The organism is Mesorhizobium prunaredense, assembly GCF_900156895.1.
Classification (GTDB): domain Bacteria; phylum Pseudomonadota; class Alphaproteobacteria; order Rhizobiales; family Rhizobiaceae; genus Mesorhizobium; species Mesorhizobium prunaredense.
In genome coordinates this window covers 220,304-242,280 of record NZ_FTPD01000045.1, presented here as the reverse complement: position 1 = coordinate 242,280, position 21,977 = coordinate 220,304, and the positions used below count along the sequence as shown (strand labels likewise).

At 57.1% G+C, this 21,977-nt stretch carries 17 protein-coding genes and 1 pseudogene; 13 read left to right on the top strand and 5 right to left on the bottom strand.

Annotated elements, in window-relative coordinates:
- Positions 1-21: 21 nt before the first annotated feature.
- From BQ8794_RS24940 to BQ8794_RS24900, 9 genes are all read left to right on the top strand, one after another.
- The gene (locus BQ8794_RS24940) at positions 22-1,299 is read left to right on the top strand and encodes a sugar transferase (RefSeq protein ID WP_244555092.1); all 1,278 of its coding nucleotides are present in this window, start codon (positions 22-24) and stop codon (positions 1,297-1,299) included.
- Positions 1,300-1,634: 335 nt separating this feature from the next.
- The gene (locus tag BQ8794_RS24935; RefSeq protein WP_167378830.1) at positions 1,635-2,537 is read left to right on the top strand and encodes an FkbM family methyltransferase; all 903 of its coding nucleotides are present in this window, start codon (positions 1,635-1,637) and stop codon (positions 2,535-2,537) included.
- A 68-nt stretch (positions 2,538-2,605) separates the two neighbouring features.
- The gene (locus BQ8794_RS24930) at positions 2,606-4,135 is read left to right on the top strand and encodes a hypothetical protein (protein ID WP_077381259.1); all 1,530 of its coding nucleotides are present in this window, start codon (positions 2,606-2,608) and stop codon (positions 4,133-4,135) included.
- Positions 4,099-5,154 carry a Gfo/Idh/MocA family protein gene (locus BQ8794_RS24925; protein ID WP_077381258.1) on the top strand — a complete coding sequence of 352 codons (1,056 nt, stop codon included), beginning with the start codon at positions 4,099-4,101 and terminating at the stop codon, positions 5,152-5,154. The genes BQ8794_RS24930 and BQ8794_RS24925 overlap by 37 nt, the downstream gene beginning before the upstream one ends.
- 3 nt (positions 5,155-5,157) lie before the next feature.
- A complete protein-coding gene (locus BQ8794_RS24920; RefSeq protein WP_077381257.1) occupies positions 5,158-6,240 on the top strand; it encodes an NAD-dependent epimerase/dehydratase family protein in 1,083 nt (360 codons plus the stop codon).
- 122 nt (positions 6,241-6,362) lie between these two features.
- Positions 6,363-7,508, top strand: coding sequence for a glycosyltransferase (locus BQ8794_RS24915; protein WP_077381256.1), 1,146 nt, complete (start codon positions 6,363-6,365; stop codon positions 7,506-7,508).
- The gene (locus tag BQ8794_RS24910; protein ID WP_077381255.1) at positions 7,505-8,446 is read left to right on the top strand and encodes a glycosyltransferase family 2 protein; all 942 of its coding nucleotides are present in this window, start codon (positions 7,505-7,507) and stop codon (positions 8,444-8,446) included. The genes BQ8794_RS24915 and BQ8794_RS24910 overlap by 4 nt, the downstream gene beginning before the upstream one ends.
- A 13-nt stretch (positions 8,447-8,459) precedes the next feature.
- Positions 8,460-9,203, top strand: coding sequence for a class I SAM-dependent methyltransferase (locus BQ8794_RS24905; RefSeq protein WP_167378829.1), 744 nt, complete (start codon positions 8,460-8,462; stop codon positions 9,201-9,203).
- Positions 9,200-10,027 carry an FkbM family methyltransferase gene (locus BQ8794_RS24900; protein ID WP_077381253.1) on the top strand — a complete coding sequence of 276 codons (828 nt, stop codon included), beginning with the start codon at positions 9,200-9,202 and terminating at the stop codon, positions 10,025-10,027. Before BQ8794_RS24905 ends, BQ8794_RS24900 begins: the two co-directional genes overlap by 4 nt.
- A gap of 67 nt (positions 10,028-10,094) precedes the next feature.
- Here BQ8794_RS24900 and BQ8794_RS24895 read toward each other — a convergent pair whose 3' ends face one another.
- The 3 genes from BQ8794_RS24895 to BQ8794_RS24885 form a co-directional block, all read right to left on the bottom strand.
- On the bottom strand, positions 10,095-11,135 hold the full coding sequence (locus BQ8794_RS24895) for a glycosyltransferase family 4 protein (RefSeq protein ID WP_077381252.1): 1,041 nt from the start codon (positions 11,133-11,135) through the stop codon (positions 10,095-10,097).
- A 125-nt stretch (positions 11,136-11,260) separates the two neighbouring features.
- A complete protein-coding gene (locus BQ8794_RS24890; RefSeq protein ID WP_143744676.1) occupies positions 11,261-12,787 on the bottom strand; it encodes a hypothetical protein in 1,527 nt (508 codons plus the stop codon).
- 378 nt (positions 12,788-13,165) lie between these two features.
- Positions 13,166-14,355, bottom strand: a protein-coding gene (locus BQ8794_RS24885; protein WP_143744675.1) for an IS3 family transposase whose coding sequence is annotated in 2 segments (ribosomal slippage) — positions 13,166-14,106 and positions 14,106-14,355 — 1,191 coding nt in all. Because the reading frame shifts where the segments join, the coding sequence is not laid out codon by codon here.
- A 165-nt stretch (positions 14,356-14,520) separates the two neighbouring features.
- On the opposite strand from BQ8794_RS24885, the gene BQ8794_RS24880 reads away from it, so the two are divergent.
- Positions 14,521-15,228 (top strand): O-methyltransferase, encoded by a 708-nt coding sequence (locus BQ8794_RS24880; protein WP_167378828.1) that lies wholly within the window; start codon positions 14,521-14,523, stop codon positions 15,226-15,228.
- A 109-nt stretch (positions 15,229-15,337) separates the two neighbouring features.
- On the opposite strand, the gene BQ8794_RS35105 is transcribed toward BQ8794_RS24880, so the two are convergent.
- Together BQ8794_RS35105 and BQ8794_RS35100 are read right to left on the bottom strand one after the other, a co-directional pair.
- The gene (locus BQ8794_RS35105) at positions 15,338-16,300 is read right to left on the bottom strand and encodes a hypothetical protein (RefSeq protein WP_210189861.1); all 963 of its coding nucleotides are present in this window, start codon (positions 16,298-16,300) and stop codon (positions 15,338-15,340) included.
- 88 nt (positions 16,301-16,388) lie between these two features.
- Positions 16,389-17,744, bottom strand: coding sequence for a hypothetical protein (locus BQ8794_RS35100; RefSeq protein ID WP_143744673.1), 1,356 nt, complete (start codon positions 17,742-17,744; stop codon positions 16,389-16,391).
- Positions 17,745-18,143: 399 nt separating this feature from the next.
- On the opposite strand from BQ8794_RS35100, the pseudogene BQ8794_RS37455 reads away from it, so the two are divergent.
- The 3 genes and pseudogenes from BQ8794_RS37455 to wecB form a co-directional block, all read left to right on the top strand.
- Positions 18,144-18,265, top strand: a pseudogene (locus BQ8794_RS37455) (IS630 family transposase); the annotation flags it as partial.
- 605 nt (positions 18,266-18,870) lie between these two features.
- On the top strand, positions 18,871-20,877 hold the full coding sequence (locus BQ8794_RS24860; protein ID WP_210189860.1) for a bi-domain-containing oxidoreductase: 2,007 nt from the start codon (positions 18,871-18,873) through the stop codon (positions 20,875-20,877).
- A complete protein-coding gene (gene wecB, locus BQ8794_RS24855; RefSeq protein ID WP_077381246.1) occupies positions 20,874-21,977 on the top strand; it encodes a non-hydrolyzing UDP-N-acetylglucosamine 2-epimerase in 1,104 nt (367 codons plus the stop codon). Before BQ8794_RS24860 ends, wecB begins: the two co-directional genes overlap by 4 nt.

The window sequence follows — 21,977 nt, the reverse complement described above, 5'->3', positions numbered from 1 at the left end:
ACCCGGTTTGCGAGCGGCAATTTGAACACCTCCACTATCAACCTGCCCAACCAGAGGCATCTTCTGCTTCGGATGCGCTTTCAGTTGCTTGGCGGATTGACGTTCGCGATTCTGCTCCCCGCGATGGTCCGCATGTCGTTCGATCAACAAGTAATCTGGTCAACGAATATGCAAGCTACGATCTTTGCTGCCTTCATCGCTCACACGTCGGGTTACCTGCTTTACAAGCGCATCGGCAATTTTCCGGGTGTGGCGGCGGCTGGTTACATCCTGCCCACCTTCGCCCTGAGTTACGGCCTCGTATTCATGGCCATCTTCTTTTTCAGGTTCGACTATAGCCGCTTCCAGGCTGCGGCGTCTCTCTTTCAGTCGACATTGTGGTATTTTGGTCTGAGCTTGGCCACGCGACGGCTCGACCCGTACCGGTTGGCAGTAATCCCCGGTGGAGATGTCGATAGGCTGCAAACCATACCAGGCGTTAGTTGGCACCGGATTCATTCGCCCAAGACGATTGTCGAACATGCAAGCGGTGTCGTTGCCGATCTTCGTTCCGATCTTTCGGATGAATGGGAGCGGTATATTGCCGATCGCGCGCTCTCGGGAACGCCGGTCTATCATGTCAAACAGATCAGTGAGTCGCTTACAGGTCGAGTAGAAATAGAGCATCTTTCCGAAAATACCTTAGGATCGTTGAATCCAAACCAGGCTTATTTAAAGGTTAAACAAGCAGTTGACTGGACCGCGGCGCTGCTTATTCTCGTAGCTTTTTCGCCGTTGCTCTTGTTCGTTGCGGCAGCGATAAAATTTGACTCAGCTGGTCCGGCCTTATTCAGGCAAAAAAGAATGGGGTACAGAGGAAAGATTTACGAAGTTTACAAATTTCGAACGATGAAACTCGGCGCGCCGGTTGGCGATGACAAGGAAGAGGCCATCACAAAGGCTGGCGATGCGCGCATTACGCGCGTTGGGCAGTTCTTGAGAAAATCCAGAATTGATGAATTGCCGCAGGCCTTCAACATCCTGCGCGGCGAGATGAGCTGGATCGGACCGCGCCCGGAAGCACTCGTGCTCTCCAAGTGGTACGAGGCCGAGCTGCCATTCTATCGATACCGCCACATCGTTAGGCCCGGCATTACGGGGTGGGCGCAAGTCAATCAGGGCCACGTTGCGGCCGTGGACGATGTTCTGGAAAAACTTCACTACGACTTTTACTACATCAAGAATTTCTCCCCTTGGCTCGACGTGCTGATTGTGTTTCGTACCGTCCGAACCATGCTGACAGGGTTTGGCGCGCGTTGAATCAGGCGGTGAAGATCGTTGATCGTAGTATCAAAGCGAGTCCAGAGGCCGTCATGGCGCAAGGGAAGCCCGCGCTCATTACCGCCATCGCTGATCAAAATCGAGGTTGTCCGGCAAAATTTCCTCGGGCAAAAGCTAATTGGTGTTTCTTGTCATTCAATACCGGTGGCATCGAGGATGCCCCGCGGCTGATCCTCGCGAATGCACCTCATTTAAAGTGCGTACGTGTAGTTCGATGCCTCATCGCTGAACGATGGTGCTTGTTTATTGCAGTTTGATAGCGCAGGCACTAATCAAGCCGCGTGCTATCGCGAGCTCTCATGGAGAACACGTGGATGGATCTCGTTCGCAATGTGCCGCGGTTTCGCGGCCTAGCATGGCGCCTTGGTCGGCGTCTTTACATGCATGCGCGAGGCGAGCAGAAGTCCGGCGATATGCTGTCGAATGGTGAAGCCTGGCTCCAGCGCTCCGTGGTGGGCGCGGTGCCTGTGAATGTGCCCCTTCAGGTCATCGATATAGGCGCAAATCACGGCGAGTGGACTTTCAATCTGACCGACGGTCTGCCTGCCGAACGACGACGGATGGGCAATTGGTGTGTTGAACTTTTCGAACCGGTCCCGTCGACAGCCGACATCCTATCGAAGCGCATTGCCGCGAGTACTGACAAGGGCCACCTTTCGCTCAATCGCATAGCGGTTTCGAGTGGGCCCGGGACCGCTCGTATGGCGGTGATGTCGAGCACAGGCGGCACGAACACGATCCACTTTGACGGACGTGAAGGTGCAGTGCCGCCAGGGGGATGGGTCGACGTTCCCACACGCTCGCTCTCGGATTTCGCCTTTGAGAAAGGTATCGGTCATATCCATCTCGCTAAATGTGATACCGAAGGCCATGACGCCAACGTGCTTGCTGGCGCGAAGGCGCTGCTGGAAAAGGGCGCGATTGACGTAATTCAGTTTGAGTATAATCAACGCTGGGTATTTGCGCGCTCGTTCTTGCGCGATGTCTTCGATCTTGTCGACGGCCTGCCATACCGCGTCGTTCGCGTTGATACGAGGTCTGTGGAAGTTTTCGATGCTTGGCACAGTGAGTTGGAGCGTTTTTTCCAGTCGAACTACGCTCTGGTGCGAGAACCGATCTTAGCTTGGCTTCCATGCAGTCGTGGCAGCTTTGGAGGGAGCAACACCTTCGAACCCGGTGCTGGGGCAAACGCGCACGAGCACACCAGCAACGGTTGATTGCACATCGTTTCAGTCTTCGGTGCCAGCATGTGCACAGATTTTCGAATGTGACGCAGACAAGAACGATGTCTCAACTCAATCGGGTCATGGGGGAACAAGCACTGCAAGTGCTGGCTATAGCAGTCAGCATGTTCGACCGCCTAGTGCTGACCGCGATCCTATACCGTGTCTGGGGGGCGGAGAACTTCGAAGCTTGGACAATCGCTGCGTCGATCGCCGGCATGTCCACCCTTCTGGAGCTTGGGTTCTCGCTCTACATGGCCAACAAGCTGGTTCGGGACGTCGAAACCGGGCAGGACAGGGCCGCCGATCGAACGATCGCGATCGCGAACGTCACGTCGTTGATTTCCGGCATCCTCATGGCGCTGGGTGCGGCGACGCTGCTGCTGTTCTGGACTCTCCCCGAAGAGACCAAGGTACTGCGATCTGAAATCACATGGGGTGCGATTTTGCTGGGTTTGCAGTCTGGGTTACGCGTAACCTCAGCGCCGTCGGGTGCGGTCTATCGCGCTTATCGACAATACAGCCGGTACATCTCACTGATGATGTGCGGGGACTTGATGCGTGTGCTTGTCACTGCGATTGTGGTGATGGCCGGCGGCGGTATCGTCCTAGCAGCACTTTCCGCGACGATGACCGCACTCCTCATCCATGTCGTGGCAGTCAGGGTCGACGCTTATCGACGATTTGGATCGAGGTCGATTGTCTTCGCAATTCCTACGGGAAGCGAGTTCAGGCAGTCGCTCGCGGTATCTGCGGCAATCGGTGCTCAAACAGTGCCTCTGAACACGCTGGCTTATTTGCCTGTACTGGTCCTGAACTCACGTGTGGCAACTGCCGGCGTGATTTCGGCATTCGTGCTTCAGCGCACCTTATCAGGATTGCCGCGAAGTCTCCTGCAATCGTTGGGCACCATTGTGGGTCAAGAGTGTGCGCGGTCGATCGCAGCAAACGACATCCCGGCTGCCATCAATACTCTGCGTCTGGCCTGCAACGCGTTTTCGGTCATGAGCGGACTCGCAGTCGGCATACTTCTAGCGGGCGGGCGGGAATTGATGATCGCATGGACTAATGACGCTTCGATCTTCAATTTCAAGTACATGCTGGTCGCAGCCGCACCCATGTTGTTGGCCTCCGCTTCGGTCGTAATGCACAACGTGCTCGCGTGCACCAACAAGGCGTATTTGCCGGCAGCAGGGCGCATGCTGCAATTGGCGCTTACACTGATGATAGTAGGAATCGCGCCGACCAGATCGCCGACACTCGACATGTTCTTAGCGCTTTCGCTAGCCGAACTGATCGGATATGTGCCGATTGCCTACTACGCTGGAGCAAGACTGCTCCCGGATGCAGGCTTCATGTTTCATCTGAGGCAGGTACTTTTGACAATTATGTCAGCCGTGATTGGAGCTGTCATTACCTTAGCGAGCATTCGTGTGATCGAGCCACAATCAACCCTGGCTATCTTCACAGCCTTTGTGCTCGTTGCTATAGGTTGCGCCGCTTCGTTCTGGGGCTTGGCCCTCACCCCAGCAATCCGCAGGGAAGCCAATAGAAAATGGATCAATCCGATGCTGCGGGCATTCAAGTCTTGAGACTAGACACTGGCAGAACAGTGGTCTCGGGCGCTCAATCCACCGTTGGCGTAGTCGGGGCCGGCAGCATAGCCAACTCCATGCATATCCCCGTCCTGCGCGCGATGCAGAACGTTGAGATCGCCTGGATTTCGGATGCAAATGCAGGGCGCGCTGCTGCGACGGCCGATGCGAACCGCTTGAAGTCGATCGCACTGGACCAGATCGGGAAATCGATTCCGATTCCGGATTTCGTGCTGCTCGCGATTCCTCTGCCGGCGCGCCCAGCGTATTTTGACAAGTTTCAGCTAGGCCGCAGCGCAATAATGGCGGAAAAGCCGTTCGCGCTGGATGGTGCTGAACATAAGCGGCTGTTGGCGAATTTTCCCGTTTGGCGATTGGCCTGTGGTTATCAGCGCCGGTTCTATGCCACAATGATCTGTTTGAGGAATATCGTGCGATCCGGGATTTTCGGAGAGTTGCGCGGCATCAACGTTCAGGAAGGTGGCCGGCTCACGCGTGCGGGCGTTCAAGGTTATATTGATGCCTCGACCATGGACGGCGGGGGTCTGGTCAAGAATCTCGGCTGCCATTCTCTGGATTCGATTCTGTGGATCACCGGCGCCAGCCGATATGAGCTGACCGTCCGGAGCATCGAATGGGATGGCGGGACGGATCGACACGCTTCCGCCAGGTTCCGGCTGGACGATCTGGAAAGCCCATTCGCTGAAAGCTGTGACGTCACCTGGAGGGTGAGCTGGCTCGAGCAGCAGAGCAATCTCTTCCGATTGAACTTTGAAAACGCGAGCTTGAGTTGCCCGATTCGCCCGTCGGAAAGCATCGATCTCAGCGATGGGCAGGGTAACAAGATTGGCGCATTATCCGTGTCAGGTACGGGTGCTGCCTTGACAGCGACTCAGGCATTCTACCTTGAGTGGTTGAACTTCATCGAGTGCGCGGGCCAAGAGAAGGAATCGCTTCTCTCGGCCGCATCCTGCTTGGGGGTGTCCGAATTGATGGACGAATTGCTCCAGAGGTAATCAATGACGAAGCGCATCGTAATTTTGGGAGCGAATGGCCAGGTCGGCAACGAGGTCACACTTCAACTCGCGAACCAGCGAGCGATCGAAGTGGTGCCGGTCGTGCGATCACCGAGCGGATCGGCAGTGCTGCGATACAATGGCGTGGCGGTTCTTCACGGAAGCATCGATGACCCCGCGCAAGCGCGCCGCCTGCAGCAAGGTGCTGACGTCGTCGCTAATTTTGCGCTTCCGGTGGGTACACCCTCTGCGATGATCGAGGAGAGCGCCGCCATCATCGATAACACGATAGCCTGTTCGCCCCCCGGCGCGGTGGTCGTATTCTTCTCCACTTTGGCGGTGCTTGGCGTTCAGGACACGTCGGGACGCAAGCATCGGTCCCTATATGGTAACGTGAAACTGCGCAATGAACAGCAGATCCTCGCTCTGGCGAAGAAGAATGGACGGCGTGCATATGTGCTGCGGCTGGGGCATGTCGCCGGGGTTTTCCAGACGATAACTGGCGGGATCCGCGCCGAGATCGCGGCTGGACCGGTAAGTTTCATAGAAGCCGATCGTCGTTCAAACCTTGTCTACACTGCGACAATCGCGGACGCTCTCTGCGCAATCGCTGAAGGGCGAGCCGGAGAGCCGGGGCTCTACGATCTGGTCAATGAGCCGCAGTGGACTTGGCGGGAAATCTATGAGTTCGAGGCGGCTCGGATTGGCAGTCCACTCCAAGAGGCCGCTCCGATAAGCGTAACTCCCATGCGCCAGACAAGCCATCTGTCGGTGAGCGGTTTGCGCCAGGCCGGGGTGACTGCAGTGCAGCGGCTAGGCTTGAAGCAGGTCGCCATGCGGTTCGCCTCCGCACTTCCCCGCTCCTTAAATGAGAAGATCCAGGCCGACTATAACATGGCCCGCGCGCGTAGCGAGATTGCCGCGCTGGCAGTTGCACAACCGGTGCTCAATCCAGCGCAGAATTGGCCGGGTCTGCAGACGCGCGGCTTACCGGGATTGCGTGCGACACGTGAACTGTTGGATAGTCAGGTCTTTGAACCTAGCGGGCATGTAGACAATCGGTGGCCGAAGAACCTCCACCGTTAGACCCGTTTGAGCCTATTGCGGGCCGCCGGGCGCCATTTCGTACGAAACTTCACCCGGCACGAAGCTCTATTAGCAATTAAGAAACCTTTGGAAAAACCGCCCCGATCTAGATAAGGCGCGCGATGAGATCACTGCATGTCGTCCCACACATTTCCGCTGAGGCGAGCGGTCCGTCTTATTCGGTCCCCGCGCTTTGTGCTGCACTGAGCCAACGCGGCGATGATGTGGCGCTTGCCAGCCTCGGCGGCGATCGAGATCGCAAGGAAGTGCGCTTCAAGCACTACCTTTTCCCACAAACGGCATTCGGCTCGACGCTCGCCGTCTCCCGTCGAATGGCGTCCGAACTGCCGGTGATCGCTCGTGGAATGGATGTCGTTCACAACAACAACCTGTGGGGTATGCCCCCCATCTATGCGGCGCGCGCCGCGCGTGCGGCCGGTGTGCCCCTCGTCGTGTCTCCCCGTGGGACCCTCAATCCGCATGCGCTGTCACATTCCAAGTGGAAGAAAAGGCTGTTCTGGAGTCTGTTGCAGAAGCGCTCGATCTCCGGTGCCGCAGCCTTTCATGCAACCAGCGAAGCCGAATACCAGGACATCAGGACGTTCGGATTTCGTGCCCCCGTCGCGGTCGTGCCCAACGGTGTCGATGTTCCCGAATTTTGGCCCAGGGCGTCACGGTCGCGCGGCGGGTCACCTCGCCGGCTCCTTTATCTCGGCCGAATCCATCCCATCAAGGGGCTGGACACGCTGATTTCGGCCTGGAGTCGGGTCGCCGGGACCTTTCCGGATTGGGAGCTGAAACTTGTCGGGCCTGACGAGGACAGCTATCAATCGACATTGCAGGCGCTGGTACAGCGCTTGGCGACGCCACGCATCAGTTTTGCCGGGCCGGTCTCGTCCGACGAGAAATGGGATGAGTATGCGGCTGCTGACCTTTACGTGCTGCCGAGCTTGTCAGAAAACTTCGCGATCTCGGTCGCCGAGGCGCTGGCCGGCGGATGTCCTGCCATTGTCACACGCGGCGCGCCTTGGTCCGGGCTTGCGTCGGAAAGAGCAGGGTGGTGGGTCGACACTTCGGCGGAGGGGTTGGAGGGCGCACTGCGCGATGCAATGGTTCGACCTCGGGAGGAGCTTGCTGAAATGGGATCAAACGGGCGCAACTGGATGGTAAGGGAATTCGGCTGGAGCGGCATCGCACAGAAGATGCATCAGACATACGGATGGTTGAGGACTGGTGGCGCAGCCCCGGAATGGGTTCGTCTGTCATGACGGAAGCTGCCGCAGATAATCCAAAAGAAATCGTGCAGTGGCGCCCCGGTGCGGTGCCGATTGCGGTGGTGATGATCTCTTTGAACGAAGCACATCACATGAGTGCCGTTCTCGATAATCTTGAGGGCTTTGCGTCGGAGGTGTTTCTGGTCGATAGCTTCAGTTCGGATGCCACAGTCGAGATCGCCGTGTCGCGAGGAGTGAACGTTGTGCAACGCCGTTTCCGAAACTTTGGCGATCAATGGAACTTCGCTGTCAGGGCACTACCCATAACGTCGCCGTGGACCATGAAACTTGATCCCGATGAGCGGCTCACCGATGAACTGAAGAGTTCGATCGCTTCGAGAATTGAAGGCGGAAAGGTGCAGGGCTTAACCCTGAATAGAAGGCTGCATTTTCTTGGACGGAAGCTGCCCGCACGTCAGAAAGTCGCTCGAGTCTGGAGGACCGGAAGATGTCGGTTCTCCGATGTGGTCGTCAACGAACATGCGATCATAGAGGGCAAGGTAGAGACTGCGGATGGTGAGTTGGAGCATCATGACAGCCCAAACCTTCATCATTGGTACCAAAAGCAGAACAATTACACGACGGCGGAGGCGACGAGCTTCTACGAGAAGCTCGCACTCGCTGATAAGCCAAAGTTGTTTGGGTCATCGATGCAGCGGCGTATGTTGCTCAAGAAGCACCTTCGCAACATACCGTTTCGTTATCAACTGCTGTTCCTGCATCACTATTTTGCTCAGGGAGCATGGCGTGGGGGCCGCGCTGGGTATATCTGGGCGCGTCTTCGCGTAGACGTGTTCCGCATGATCGAGGTTAAGCTGATAGAAATGCGAAGATTGGGGACAACGTACAGGTCAACCCCACCCGTCCTGGGAGCGCCTCATCCGCGCGCGATCCAGGTCGACGGCAAAGACCGGCTGATCGCTTCAGATTGAAAGGTTTGAGAGTTTGAGCTCGGCAATAGACTATCACAACAAGATAGCCAACGAGTGGGAGGCCCGCTATCTCAGCGGATCTTTTGCTCGTCGCTCGCGCTTCTTTGAGGAGCGCATTCTTTCGGCCATCAAAATTTCGGGCGCCTGGGCAGATATCGGATGTGGAAGCGGCCATTTCGCGCGCAAACTGGCCGATCACGGTGCCGCCGTCGTCGGTTATGATGGCTCGGCCGAAATGGTTTCGGCCGCGTGGCACTCCGCCGAAAGCGGGCGTGGTTCCGGTGGGTCCCTTCACTTCGAACAGATTGGCTCTGTGGAACAACTTCCCGTCGCTGATGGCAGCCTCGATGGATGCATTTGTCTGAGCGTACTTGAGTATTTGCCTAACATCTCAGTGGGGCTCGGCGAAATCGCCAGGGTGGTGAAGCCGGGCGGCGTGGTAGTGCTTTCCATCCCGTACCGGTTCTCGCTGGTACGCCTAGCACAAGCGATGCGAACGCGCCTGTCAGGGCGAGCAGTGAATGCCGGCTCGCAATACATCGCGTTCTCGCGTCATGCGGTGACGAAGCGGCAGCTTGTCGAGCTTCTGGCGGCACACGGTTTGGCGACGGAGAATGTTGCGGGATTCGATCCGTTCATTCCACGGTCTCTGCTTCAATTGACAGGACCAAGCCTGTTCTTCGCGACCGCCAGACGGGTAGACCTCGCCGGGTGCAAGGATACAAGCGTGGCAAGCAAATCCAGGAGCTGCAATTGACAGTAGGCCCGATCACCCGGCTACGCAGCGAGCTTTCGGCGCTCTTCAAGGTTGTGCCGTTCACCGAACGGCTCCGCTATCTCGCAAGCATCCTACGCGCACTACCTTCGGTTCTCGGCAGGCGCACCCTCGCCCCCGCAGATGCCCTCATGCGGCACGATGTGAAGATGTATTTGAACGGCCAAGTGGTCACGATACCCGTCGGCGACGTATCGCGACTGCTCGCCGGGAAGGACTACACGCCAACATTCGGTGGAATTCGCGAGATGTATGCCTCAAACGTCTATCTGCGAGCATTTCGGCCAGGTATTGTTCTGCGGAACGTGGTCGATCTCGGAGGAAATCGGGGGCTCTTCTCGCTGCTCGCTGTGAAGGCCTATGGCGCGGATCTCGCCGTCAGCGTCGAGCCGGTGCCCCATTTCGGACCCGTGCTGAAACGGCTGGCGGAAGCAAACCAAATTGCCTTGACACGCCTCCCACGTGAGGAGAAGTTCGCCTCCGCGACAGCGGGCGACGATCGCGTTACCATACCCGACCTGATGGAGCGGTACGGCCTGAAGGAGATAGATTTCATCAAATGCGACATCGAGGGGGGTGAATTCGACGTGTTCGCCGGCGATCCCGCATGGTTGCGTAAGGTGCGCAACATCGCCTTGGAGATGCATCCCGCCAAAGGATCATGCGCCAAGCTCATCGAAACACTTGAGCGTGCAGGATACAGCGTCCTTCCCACTGATCAGTTTGGTGCCCGCGTCGGAACGGACGGCCCCCACTATCTCTATGCTTCCCGTACCGGCGATCTTGTGGATGCCATTCCAGCTTAGATGTGATGTCAGGATGCGAGCTTGGCGCTTTGGCCGAGCATTGCACGCGCAATACAATAGCTCACGTCTAGCGCGATGCTGCCAACTCACGATAGATCTCGGCATACTGCGCGGCAACTGTCTCGGGCAAAAAGCGTTTGGCGTTATCGAAGCCCTTCCCCACAAGCGTTTCGCGATATGCCGGATCGGCTATGATCCTCTCAATACCGGCGCGCACTGACTTGACGTCGTATGGGTCTACAAGGCAGGCCGCATTGCCTGCGACCTCCGGCATGGATGAGATATTGCTGGTGATGACGGGACGTCCCACTGCGTTTGCCTCCACGATAGGCAGGCCGAAGCCTTCGTAGCGAGAGGCGAACACCAGCATGTCAGCCAGCTTATATTGGCCGACAAGCTCCGCGTCCGAGAGCCCCACCATGTTCTCGTATTCGATGCCGGAAGCGGCAAGCATTGCTCGCTGCACGTTCGAGAGGGGGCCGACTATGGCGAGCGTACAGGACATGTCACGAATGGCCGCGACAACCGTCTCAAGATTCTTGTTCCATCCAGTTCCGACCTGCAGGATGCGCGGGCGTGCGCTGTTGAAAGTTGCGGGCGCGCGCGTGAAGGCCGGAGACAGCGTCGCTGGCACAAGGCGAATGCGCGAGGGATCAATCCGAACATTCGCCATCAGGTCGGAGCGGCCCGATATGGAAACGACCGTGACCAGTGCTGAACGCTTCAACGGTAGCCAGTACCAAAGCAGCCACATCAAGAAGCGCGCAATGCCCTTCTTTCGGGTCAATGGGCTGCAATCATGGACAGTCAGAACCGTGCGGCGACGATTCAGAAAATAGGTGAGATAGTGCACGTCGCCGGTGACATGGTTCGCTTCGCCTTGAAAGGAGCGAGCTCGCCATGCGTCCCTGACACGGCCGGCGATTCCAAGCGAAGGGTACTTGCAGTTTACCAGGGATACATCGCAATCCGAAGGCATGTACTTGCGGGCGTCCTCGAATATGCGCTCGACGCTATAGGCGTGAACGACAGGCCGGCGCATGAACTGCGTGACGGCGATGCGCTTGCCGGTCGGATGCTGCGGCGCTTCAGAGGGGCTTGAAGACATTCTCTGCGGGGTCCTTCTTTCCGAATACGCTATCGGAGCCGCTCACCTCTGCCGTTCCGTACTTACAGAACCGATCTCGAACGGCTTGCACCAAAAGGTGCGGAGTTGAAAAATACGGCAGAACGCTATGAGCTCGGGTAGCGTGCGCGCCAACGCTGTGCAAGAGGTTTGTAGAACATTCTGTAAGCGCTTGCGAGCACAAACATGTATATCATCGAGACAACAGGTCCGGTAATGGCATATATAAGCGACATGTCCTCAAACTTTACCGCGTTAAACATGAATGATACCAGTGCAATTCCCATTATGGGATTTCTCAACGACATCGTACGGATAAACCGCCATATGAGAGCATAATACAGCCCGAGTGCCGCCATTCCGAATGGGATAGTCAACCATCCGCTCATCATATACAACTCCGTCGCCAACATGGTCGCAGTTGATGTCGTCGCTTCAACGGGAGTGGCCGCGTACCCGAGATGCCAGGTGAACCATGCGCCGGGCGCAACAGGCGGCTTCTCGGGCCACAAAAAGCGCGGAACAAACACAATGAAAACGTCCTTGACTGTCTCCAAGCCGGTGTGACCCAGCCTGTCGGTGGCTCCCACCACAATCGCGCCAGAAATCGACGAAGACGTCCGGTTTGCGAATTCGACCATACCCTCTGAGACGATATTGGAGGCGCCCATCTGCTGGTAAGCATCCACCAGTCGGGAGAAGAGTTCGGTCAAGCCAACGTTTTCCTTCGCAGACCAGTTGGCTTGCCTGTAGAGCTGCGTAATTGGAACGACGACTATTATAACCATCAGCCCGGCTAGAATTGTTACCCCAATGCGCCTAAGGTTGGGACGCAGAACGTACACCAACAGTACTGGAGCGACGGCGGTTAAGACCAATTCCTTCGTCCCACTTGTTAGCCCGCTCAACAAAGCCGGAACGATAAGAACTATTACCACCCAACTTCGCGACCCCTCCGACCCATATCTGCTTTTGCCCGCGAATATAACGAACAGCAATGCAAGATAAATCTCATGGAACATGAAACCGATCTGCTGGGCAAAGGAATTGGGCAAGTGAGCCAGGCCTAACCACCCAACAAGAACAAAAGGCACAAGCCGAATGGCAAGGCCCTCGGGAACTGTACTGTAAAACGTCGATCCCCCAGCAATGCGCAGAGAATGCCATCCTAAGGTAAAACAGACAAGTCCCAACCCCAGTATTAACTCGGCTGCGATTCTGTTTTCGATGGTCGTGTAATAATACAAACTGTCATACTCAGTAGGCCCAACGATCAATGAAACAATATTGAAACCCTTCAGAACGACCAGGGTCGTTAGGAAGATGGCGAGAAAATCGGGCATTCCACGCCGCGCTTGACGAAGCGCTCGGATGTAGCCGTAACGCAGGCAGAAGGCTTGCTCGATGAAAACAATTCCGATCAGCGCCTGAGGGCCGGAAAGCAGCGCTGACAGGCATAGTAGGGCGCCGACACCGACCAGTATCCAGGACAGCACTGAAACGGTGGGTTCGAACGGATGGTGCGTGCTAGGCGGACACGTCGCGTTGAATTGACCGCTATAATGGGGAGAAGCCGTGTACACTAGGTCGACTACGCTGGAATTGTCGGAGCGTGCATGGTCGATAAAAGCCAAGCGAGGGTCTGGCCACAGACGCGGAATGCGAAAGCGAGTACTGCCGAATAGCTCACTTTACTTCTTCCGGTTTTGCAAGCGGCTCCCAAAAAAAGAATGAGCCATAGCTGGAATTAGTTCGTCCCACCCTACACCGCATCCCACTTCGATCGAAAGATGCGCATGCGCTATGACACAAATATGCGCGCTTGTCACTAATCCACGATATCCCACACGGCTCAACAAAAACCAGCCGGTTAGCTTAGACTCTGCTCTCCAATCGGGACACGCGCCCGGCCGGAGCTAGAACGCTCCGTAGCCTTCGCCCAGCGCACAGATGCGGCCGTATTGTGAGCGTGCCTCATTGCCGCCAAGCAACGCTGACGTTGCCCCCAGTTTTTATCCAGTTTTGAGTTCGTTTCCGGCGTGGGTTGTGCCCTGCTGGGCGGGTGAAGCGACGGGCGCTGGCGCGGAGCCTTTGGCATAGCGCAGCGCGAGCGACCGTCGCGGATTGAAGGTGCTGGCGAACTCGGCCGGTGTCTGCCAGGCGATTTGGGAGTGCGGCCGCGCGGTGTTGTAGTCGGCGCGCCACAAGGCGATGGCTACGCGCGCCTGAGCCAGCGAGGTAAACAGCGTCTCGTTGAGCAGTTCATCGCGCAGTCGGCCGTTGAAGCTCTCGATGAAGCCATTCTGCATCGGCTTGCCGGGCGCAATGTAATGCCATTCGACGCGGTTCTGATCCGCCCAGGAGAGGATGGCGTTCGAGGTGAACTCGCTGCCATTGTCGCTGACGATCATCCTCGGCCGGCCGCGCTCGGTGATGAGCCGGTCCAATTCGCGGGCAACCCGCATGCCCGAGAGAGACGTATCAACGATGAGTGCCAGGCACTCTCTCGTGCAGTCGTCGACGACGGCCATGATGCGGAAGCGGCGCCCGTCGGTGAGTTGGTCGGAGACGAAGTCAAGCGACCAGCGCTCGTCGGGCCTCAGCGGCACCAGCATCGGCGCCCTGGTCCCGATCGCCCGCTTGCGGCCGCCACGGCGGCGAACGGCGAGCTTCTCCTCCCGATAGAGCCGGAACAGCTTCTTGTGGTTCACAACCAGGCCCTCCCGCCTCAGCATCACGAGAAGACGCCGGTAGCCGAACCGGCGACGCTCCTGCGCGATCGCCTTCATCCGTTCGCGAACCTCGCGGTCGTCCGGCCTGCTGGTCTCGTAGCGAACCGTCATGCGGCAACAGCCGATGGCTTTACACGCCCGCCGTTCGCTCATCCCGAAGCCTTCCTTCAGGCGGGCGACAGCTTTCCGCTTGGCCGCGGGCGTCACCATTTCTTTCCCACAAGATCCTTCAACGCGGCATTGTCGAGCATGGCGTCGGCCAGAAGCCGCTTCAGCCGCGTGTTCTCGTCCTCCAGCGCCTTCAGCCGCCGAGCCTCGGACACATCCATCCCGCCGAAGCGGGCCTTCCTGTTGTAGATCGAGGCGTCGCTGACCCCGTGCTTGCGGCACAGATCGGCAACCGATACCCCGGCCTCGTGTTCCTTCAAAATTCCGATGATCTGCTCTTCAGAGAAGCGGCTACGTTTCATGTCCTGGTCCTCTCGATGGGCCAGAACGAACTTCAAACCGGATTAGATCAGAGGGGCAAGGTCAGTCCCCAGCGTAGTTGATGTTTACTTCAATGCTAACTAGAACGCTCTCTCGGAGCAATCTGACGCATGAACGTGCGTCGGTGCCAGAACAGGGACAGCAGAATGACCAATGCGCGGTGGATGCAACGCGGTTTTACACCTCTCAAGCGTTATCTTCCCCGCGCGGTATGGCAATCCGTGCGCGCCCTCGCGACAGGGATCGTCACACCCCTACGCTTCAGTTTGGCTACCGGGCACTTTCGAAGCAGCCTAAGCATGGTTGCCAAGGCATCAAACGGTTCACCGCTCCCTTGGTACACATACCCCGCAATCGATTTTCTTGCGGCCCGTAATTTCGACGGAAAAACGATTCTGGAATTCGGTGGTGGCCAATCCACGCTCTGGTGGAGCGCCCACGCCAAATCCGTTCTCACGATCGAACAAGACGCCGAATGGACGGCGCTGTTGAAGGACAAGATTGGTTCGAACGTAACCCTTCATCATGTCCCGATTGACAAAAAAAATCTTTCCTTTGAGGGCGTCAGGGCGCTTATTCCCGCACACCAGAAGTTCGATGTCATTGTCGTTGACGGGCATCTGAGAAGGGAAGCAACCGCCCTGGCCTTCAACCATCTTGCCGACGATGGCGCGATTATCCATGACAATTCAGAGGGCTACGAATTTTTCGAGGAGACTCAGAACCGGGAGTGCAAGCGGATCGATTTCTTTGGCTTTTGCCCCGGTGTATCGACGCGGAGCTGCACATCCTTGGTTTATCGCGACGACTGCTTTCTACTGAAGCCGGATATCCCCATCCCTGTGATACGCTAGATTACGATGTTCAATGGTTCCGGTCTTGGCTGCAGCATCGCGTTCATGCCTACCACGGAACGCGAGGCATTGCCCGTCAATGTCACGGTCTTGGTTGTTGCATCAACGGCTAGCGAATATCAACGGTTGACACAGGAAACCGACCGGTGAGTATCGCCTCGGTCGTCAGTGTCAGCGAGGCTGGGTTTCCGGGCGTAATCGTAGCTATTTTGGTATCCGGGCCAACCGGAAACCTAAGATAGCTGTCAGCGTCCTTCGGGCCATGCAGACAGTCGCCGACAGCCAAATGGCTTTCGATATCTGATCCAGTCGTGGCATGAGCGGACACGTTCGCAACTGTTGCTGAACCAGTCCTAAAGTCGCCAAAGAACACTTTTGATGAGATCATCACGCCCGTCTTGAAAAGCCTCAAATTGCCGCCCAGCATAAGCACGTCATGCAACGGCGTGAAAACCGTGCCTTCAATCCAATCGTAGGCATTTTGCTGCGCACAATCAACTTGATAACTATCAAAAACCATCGTTACCATTTCTACGAGGAAGATCGTTCCGCTCGCCAGATGGACAAGGATGTCACCTGGCTCGATCTCGTAAAGGTTACTATTTGGACCAGATTGAAGACTCGCTGGATACGTAAATCTAAATGTCTCTGGCGTCGGTTTTGACCTTGTCGATGTATGGCTAGCGCCGAGTTCCGTCGGAAAAGCGCGGCAGTCTCGAATGTCCCAGCGACGCCCAAAACTATCGTGCACCTCTCGAATACCGATCCGCCAAGGCAGTCTGTGGGAGTCATGGAAATATGCGGCCCCTCCAGTTTTCAGCATATCGCTTGAGCTTAGATCGGGTTTATAGCGTTGCTGGCTGGAACCCTGCCACTCTAAGTTTCGTTCGGGATTTGTCACTGCAGGATTGGGGAGGATACCTCCGGTATAGTTCACTGCTCTCATTTGCGCGGTCGTTGAACTGGACAGGTAGCTCAATGCGCTCTGGAATTGACAACCTGGGCCAATTGTTAGGTGCTGGCCGGCTCCCCAAACAAGATTTTGAATCCGTTCGATACCGTTGATTTCCAAGCCTTCAACATACACGTCGGCGCGTGAAAGACATTCAATGAGAGCGCGCGGCGAATGTCCATGCGTTGACCTAAGGCTGCCGCCATAATCACCAAACGAGAATTTCGCGCTCTCGAGTTTGAGACGGCTTACCGCTGCGCCGCCCCCCCCCGAAAAGCCCGATACGGACCTGCGCTTCCGAATAGATATGTCGAAATGTAATCGCCTGGGAATAAGCGTTCGATGGAATATTGAATGTTTGGTAGCTGTGGCTACCCGAAATATCAACCACATCGCCGCCGAGTGTTCCTGTCCCGTCGCCAAAGCTGCCGTTGTCGAGGAACGTCCACAGGTGGGTGTAATTTACCCTTTCGATATGGACATTCCGAGATTGTGTGTTGTTGACTGAAATGCCGATAACGCCATAATTAATCTCACAACCGATCACTGACAGAAAGTCACCCTGTGCGTTCGTGTTGATGCCCAGCGCAATCTGGACGGCAAAGCCTTCGATGCGACACTCGTGGATGAATGGCTCGCTCGTATAGGCATTCTTGTTGTATTGCCCTGTAAGCCCCGTCCATGCCGGATAGGTGACGGCCGGATAGTGGGTAGCGGGCCGGGCCTCCGCATATGCGTCGATGGTGACGCCGGCAAATGGTGCACGAAGCGCCATACCGTCAGGAGCGTTAGAGACATCGTTCCAACTCGCGGCACTCGCTGGATATTGGTACGGTTTCCCGCTTCCACTTACAAGATTAGCTACGAAAGCCTTTGCTGGACCTATAATGGATAATGTACGAAGGCCAGACCTACGTCCACCCGCAATGTTAATGCAAGGCCGGTCATATCGAGTGGGCCATATGGAGGAACCCGCATGAGTGCCGGCGTAGCTGCCATAGGCACCTTCAAGTACGATAGTCCGGAAGGTGTCGCCCCATCCAAGGTGAAGCGTGTCGGTAGTCTTGAAACGTCCAGGGGGAAGTGCTGCGACCGGATCGTTTCTTTGAAGGCAAAAATCGATCATTGCTTGAATGGCAGGGGTGTCGTCAGCAGTATTGTCGCCCACGACTCGCCACCACTCACCACGCACGGGGCCATTAAACTGCCTGACCCATGCGCCGGATGACCCGTCGGAACTAGCATTCGAGGCGATGTAGACACCTTCAGACGGATCAAGCGAAACCATTGCAGAAAGGTCTGAGGCTGTCCAATGAAATATTCCACAAGAATTGTACCTTCTAGTGGCATCCTCAACAAGGATAAGCGTACCGGCATTGGCAGCTAACAAAATCGGAATAGCCTTCATGACTTCACGCGAGACTGGAAGGACGGTACCGCTGCCGCTAGCCACCGGCGCTGCACTGGCCCCAGATAGCCCGTCAATGCGTTCCCCAGTAGCAAACGCTGCAATAGCACCAGTCTTCAAAAATAAACGGCGATTCGTTGTTGGCGTCTTCAACACAGCGACTTTTCATTTGAGGGGATATGAAAGCTTACGATATCATGTCGGTGTTGGCTATACAAAAGTCCGTGAGTAGCTTCATGAAGTTCTGGATTTAGAAAATGACAGGCGGTCCAAAAAAATCCTCGACCTGCTTGGCTTAATGTCCAAATCCTCGTCTGCATCCCGGAAGGATCGACATTCGTCACAGCACTGTTGATTTCGGACCGGTCTCGGCGGCTGCGCTTGATGATGAGGGCCGATGGCGATGCCGGCGCGACCTTGCTCTAGACCGAGATCAGATCGATCCGGATGACCCAAACATCGCCTTCGGTCTCGAAACGGCTGGCGTCGCGTCGAGTTAGTTCATCTCGGAGAACGGTGGCAGACTAGCCGTTAGCCTCAAGAAGACGCCGGCGCCAAGCAGCCAGAAACCGCTGCGTTCCCGAGCACAACCAGCAGCCCAGACCCTTCACTTGGGCCGCCGACCCGACAAGATCAATGCTGCCGTCAAACGCGGACACCAAGCGCTAGATTCGATCACCAGATCGTCATTAGCGAAAAATTTAGTTCAACCCGATGTGGGCGAAATTCGCGAAGGTCGCGTATCTCCGTTTGCTTAGCGTAGAGCTACAGGGCTGGCGATAGCCCACCCCGAGCGCTGGAAACCAGCTTCGTCGTTCGACAGCATGTCGCGCGGACTTCTGTTCGCCTCTCGCGCACGCGTAGACGCGACGACCAAGACGACATGCAAGGCCGCGAACCCGTGGCACATTACGAACGAGATCGCATATCCACGTGTTTTCCATAATATCGCGGTAGCACGAACTCGATTAAATGCCAGCGCTATCACAGTGCGATAAACGAGTCACCGCTTCCTATGGGATCTCTCAGCGACGAGGCACCGACATGCACCGCACGCACTTGAAACGAGGTGTATTCGCGAGTATCAGTCGCCGAGTTCCTTGCCACCGTTCCTCCGGACGTTCGCGCGGGTCAACGCAACCGGTTCGACAGGATGAAAACAGTCCTTCAAAGTATCAAGGACGGCAGCACGGCTGTGGTCGACGCACCTGCGCCGGTGGCCGGAAAAGGCCAAGTCCTCATTCGCACGAGCCGTACCCTTGTTTCTTCGGGAACCGAACGGATGCTGGTTGATTTCGGCCGCGCCGGCTGGATAAAGAAGGCGCGCATGCAGCCGGACAAACTTCGCGAGGCCATGGACAAGGTGAAGACTGATGGGCTGTTGCCGACCCTTGATTCCGTGCGGAATAAACTCGATAAGCCGATTGCGCTCGGCTATTGCAATGTGGGCACCGTACTCGAAGTGGGCACAGGTGTTACCCATCTTCAGCCCGGCGACCGCGTTGCGTCCAACGGTAAGCACGCCGAGATCGTCGCCGTGCCCGGCAATCTCTGTGCAAAGATACCTGATGGGGTGACCGACGAGGACGCCGCTTTCACGGTGATCGGAGCGATAGCATTGCAGTCGATCCGCCTCGTTGCGCCGACGCTTGGTGAAGCCGTTGTTGTGGTCGGGCTTGGGCTGGTCGGGTTGATGACCGTGCAACTGCTTAAAGCCCATGGCTGCCGCGTGCTGGGAATCGATTTCGACAGCTCGAAACTTGCGTTGGCGGCGGAGCTGGGCGCTGAAACCTTCGATTTGTCGTCCGGTGGAGACGCTGTTGTGGCTGGGATGATGTTCTCACGAGGTCGCGGCGTTGATGCCGTCATCATCGCAGCGTCAACTAAGTCCAACGATCCCGTCCACCATGCGGCGCGGATGTCGCGCAAGCGCGGACGCATAGTGCTCGTTGGCGTGACCGGGTTGGAGCTGTCGCGCGCGGATTTCTACGAGAAGGAACTGTCGTTCCAGGTTTCATGCTCTTATGGGCCAGGCCGTTACGATCCGACCTATGAAGAGGGCGGCCATGACTATCCGTTTGGCTTTGTGCGCTGGACCGAAGGTCGCAATCTGGAAGCGGTGCTCGACATGATGGCGGAGGCAAGGCTGCGTGTCGCACCGCTGGTGACGCACCGCTTCGATATCACCGAGGCCGAGAAGGCTTATGATGTCGTCGGTGGCTCGGAGCCGTCGCTTGGCATCCTCCTGACCTTCGATGCGCCTAGCGGCAACGCCGACTTGATGCAACGCAAAGTGACGATTGCCGGAAAACCGACGAGGTCGAAGCCCCTGGTCGGTCGGGCTTCGCTGGCTTTCATCGGCGCCGGCAACTATGCCAACGCCGTCCTCATTCCCGCATTCAGGTTAACGGGTGCCAAGCTTGGTACGGTTTCTTCCCGCGGTGGTGTCAGCAGCTTCCTAGCCGGCTCGAAATTCGGCTTCGATGAAGCAACGACGGATACGGATGCTGTTCTCGCCGATCTGAGCGTCGAGGCGCTGGTCATCAGCACACGCCATGCCAACCACGCGCGGCTGGCGGCACAGGGGCTGCGGGCCGGCAAGCACGTCTTTGTCGAAAAGCCATTGGCCACGACGAAAGCCGACTTGGCGGACGTCGAGGCAGCCTGGGCCGAAAGCCGCGACCGCGACCGTCCGCCACAACTGATGGTTGGTTTCAATCGTCGGTTTTCTCCCCATGTGGTGGCGATCAGGAAGCTGCTTGCCGCACGCATGGAACCGAAGGCGTTCGTGATGACCGTCAATGCGGGAGCCATACCCTCCAATCATTGGACGCAGGACGGCGACGAAGGTGGGGGTCGAATTGTGGGCGAAGCGTGTCACTTCATCGACCTATTGCGGCACCTTGCCGGAGCCGAGATCACCGCTGTTTCGGTCAACGGCATGGCGTCGGCCACTGGCGACACCGCCTCGATCTCGCTGAACTTTTCCGATGGATCGATCGGCGCAGTTCATTACTTCGCCAACGGGTCGAAATCATTTCCGAAGGAGCGATTGGAGATCTTCTGTGGCGGCGCCATTCTCACGCTGGACAATTTCCGGCGGATCGTCACGCATGGCTGGAAGGGGGCCAAGTCGAACCGGCTGTTGCGGCAGGACAAGGGCCAGAAGGCATGTGCGGCTGCCTTCGTCGCCGCGGTAGAAACGGGTAGCGGGTCGCCTATACCCTTCGATGAACTCGTCGAGGTCGCGCGTGTAACGATCGACGCGGCGGGGCGACTGTCATCGTGACCGTTGGTCCGCTAATCGATATCATCGCTGGCGCGCGCCCGAATTTCATGAAGGTGGCGCCTATCATTCGGGCGCTTGAAGCTCAAACCGCCGCGGGGGGACAGCTCCGCTACAGGCTCGTCCACACTGGACAGCACTACGACGCTGCCATGTCGAAAAGCTTCTTCCAGCAGTTGGGCATACCGCATCCCTGCGTCAACCTCGAGGTCGGCTCCGGAACCCAGGCCGAGCAGACTGGGGCGATCATGGTGCGCTACGAGGCTCTACTTATAAGTGCACCCGCACAGCTTTGCCTGGTTGTTGGCGATGTCACATCGACGATGGCCTGCGCCATCAGCGCCCAGAAGCTGCATGTCCCTGTGGCTCACGTGGAAGCCGGCATCCGTTCCGGCGACTGGACGATGCCGGAGGAGATCAATCGCCTCGTCACCGACGCCATCACGAACTGGTTCTTCACCACCAGCGATATCGCCAACCGCAACCTAACCGCATGCGGGGTGGCTGCGGACCGTATACTTTTTGTCGGCAACACAATGATCGACACGCTTCTGGCCAATATGGATCGTCTGCGGCCCCCGGATTTCGCGGCTGAACGGAAGTTGACCCCTGGCGCCTATTTCGTCACCACGCTGCACCGGCCGGCCAATGTCGATCAGCCCGCCACCTTGTCGAGGCTGTTGGAAGCAATCGGCAACGGTGCTCGCGGTATGCCTATCGTTTTTCCAGCGCATCCGCGAACGCAGAAGGTCATCCAGAACCTCGCTCACCTTCCCGCCAACCTTCTGCTCGTCGGCCCGCAGCCCTATTTAGAATTTAACTGGCTCGTCCAAAACTCCAAGGCCGTGATCACCGATTCCGGCGGAGTGACCGAAGAAACGACGGTCATGGGCATTCCATGCATGACGCTGCGCGACTCCACGGAGCGGCCAGAGACAGTGGAGATCGGCACCAACGAAATCCTGGGCACAGATCCGGCGGCCCTTTCAGGCGCGATGGAAAAACTGTTCGCCGGCAGGTGGAAGCGCGGCGCCGTGCCGCCACTGTGGGATGGACGCACTGGCGAACGAATCGTGGCGCATCTCTCACGGCTGCTGAGCTGA